This window comes from Microbulbifer sp. TYP-18 (assembly GCF_040932045.1).
Taxonomy (GTDB): domain Bacteria; phylum Pseudomonadota; class Gammaproteobacteria; order Pseudomonadales; family Cellvibrionaceae; genus Microbulbifer.
Map to the genome: position 1 here is coordinate 1 of NZ_JBFRBC010000072.1, position 2,124 is coordinate 2,124.

Consider the following 2,124-nt stretch of genomic DNA (forward strand, 5'->3'; position numbering starts at 1 on the left):
GCCGGAAGGCACCGAGATGGTGATGCCGGGTGACAATATCCAGATGAAAGTCACTCTGATCGCCCCCATCGCCATGGAAGACGGGCTGCGCTTCGCGATCCGCGAAGGTGGTCGTACCGTTGGCGCAGGTGTTGTTGCCAAGATCATCGAGTAATTGTAGTCTCGACTGATCTAGTCTAAAGGAAGACCGCAGTGGAAACACTGCGGTCTTTTTCTTTTCTGTGTTAGATCCACTTCTTAACAAATATTGATTTATATCAACTTGCAGCACCGCCGATGAGGTATCACGAAGTGTGAGGGCTTGAGAGTCCGTAGTCAGCTCAGCAGATAAGCATTCGAACAAAAAATCCTATAGCACCCACTAAAATGCTCTGAAGGTCAAACAATAGGCTTCGAATAAGAGCTGTGCCAACTTCAGAAAATCTATAAGGGCGCACCGGTAGAGATAAAATTCCTGCTGCAATATTTCGAATTTCTTTACATATCCCTATACGCTTTAGCAATACTTGATTTATTTCTATTCCCAATAAGATAAAAAATTATAGCAACTAAACATCCTGAAATATGACTGGTTTGCATCGGGATAAATAATTTACCACTGCCCGAAGGGAGAGGGGATGCATTGATGTATATCTCTACAGCTATTTTAATGGGAACAAAAAAGACTGCGAAGAGACATATGGTCTGCCAGGGGCGTGCCTCTTTGATACCCATTAATGCGCAATAGTATAGAATGCCATAAGCGATTCCAGACAAGCCCCCATAGTAATTCATGTGGGGCTTAAAGATTAGTAAACAGATGCTAATAATCATGGATAGACTAAAGTAGAATATATAAGGGTTTGGGTATTTTTTATTCTCCATCACATAGCCTAAAACCAAAAAGGCGAATAGATTAAAAGTCAGGTGTGTGGTGGAAAAGTGGACAAGATGGCCGGTTATAATACGCCAAATTTCACCATCGAAAATAGCATTGCGATCGAAAACGAGAGCGGAGGAAAAATTAGATGACAAGCTTGCTAGCAAGCTTGTCAGAGTAACTAAGGCTAAAAATATCAGTTGCCCCATTACTATGTTTTCTTGGTTCTTCTGGAGTAGAAGAAATATGCGCTAATAAGTGCTAAGAAGATTACAGTTGCGGCATCAAGGCTTCCGCCGCCTGTATATCCAGGGCTGTGCGCTATTTGGAAATCTTCTGGTAGCTCTTTCACTTTTTCTTTAAATAACTCCAGTTGAATCTCCAGATTTGTAACAAGATCTTTACTTGCCTCTTTGAAGCCGTCTATTTTGTCAGCTCTCAATTGCTCTGAAAGGTTGACTGGAGTGGCCTTGCTTTTTATATGACTGATGCCCGGAGCACGAAATAACATTTTACGGCTTTGGATATCGTAAACCGATGCATCCACCATTGTATTAGTATCATTTTTTTCACCAGGTATGACGTAGGCTCCCACTAGTGTCCAATAAGTTATTGAAGCTATGCCTTCGTCGGTGAATTGAGTTTGGTCATACGAAAGCAGAGCCACGACATCTATGTCATAGATAGTTCGAATTTGGTCTAAATTCGTGAAACCACCTTGTTTTTTTAAGTAAGCTGAAGGAATTAATTCTATTGATTTTACAAATGTAAATTTTTTGAAATTCTTGCTGACTTCATACATTAGATCTATTTTATCTTTTTCGGTAAGGGTTTGCTTCCCTCTGGTTCCCTCAGGAACAAAAGCAACTCCCACTTTCAATGGCAAGGTTAACTGCGGAATGCCTGGGCTTTCAATGCGCTCATCCTCATTCGGGTACAAATATTGAACGGCACTACTGCTGTAATGTTGGGATCTTACAAAGCCGCAATTTGATAACGCCACGCTGTTAACTAACAAGATTATTAAAAATAAATATTTTTTTGATGGTTTCATTAAGCGTCCTTTAGATTGTTACTTGATGAATTTAAAATTGGTTATATTACTTAAATAACTTATTATGAGAATTTTCGGCATGGTTGGCACTGGTTGAGGTGTTAGGGAACCTCTGAAAAACTGCTTCAGTCTGGCATAATTTACCCCATTTCCAACATACACAGATTCAATCATGAGCCAACTGACCTTCGCCGAAGCCGAATACACTATC

2 protein-coding genes and 1 pseudogene are annotated in these 2,124 nt (G+C 40.5%); 1 reads left to right on the plus strand and 2 read right to left on the minus strand.

Annotated elements, in window-relative coordinates; genetic code table 11:
• Nucleotides 1–154: pseudogene (gene tuf / locus ABVT36_RS18885) on the plus strand (elongation factor Tu); the annotation flags it as partial.
• A gap of 323 nt (nt 155–477) precedes the next feature.
• Here the strand turns inward: tuf and rrtA are convergent.
• Nucleotides 478–1,068, minus strand: coding sequence for a rhombosortase (gene rrtA, locus ABVT36_RS18890; protein ID WP_368457946.1), 591 nt, complete (start codon nt 1,066–1,068; stop codon nt 478–480).
• A 2-nt stretch (nt 1,069–1,070) separates the two neighbouring features.
• Nucleotides 1,071–1,913 carry a rhombotarget lipoprotein gene (gene rhlP, locus ABVT36_RS18895; protein WP_368457947.1) on the minus strand — a complete coding sequence of 281 codons (843 nt, stop codon included), beginning with the start codon at nt 1,911–1,913 and terminating at the stop codon, nt 1,071–1,073.
• Between the last annotated feature and the right edge of the window lie 211 nt (nt 1,914–2,124).

What these genes read in the sequence shown, in the direction of transcription:
- rrtA (WP_368457946.1), bottom strand. Translation starts at nt 1,068, where the DNA reads ATGGGGCAACTGATATTTTTAGCCTTAGTTACTCTGACAAGCTTGCTA.
- rhlP (WP_368457947.1), bottom strand. Translation starts at nt 1,913, where the DNA reads ATGAAACCATCAAAAAAATATTTATTTTTAATAATCTTGTTAGTTAAC.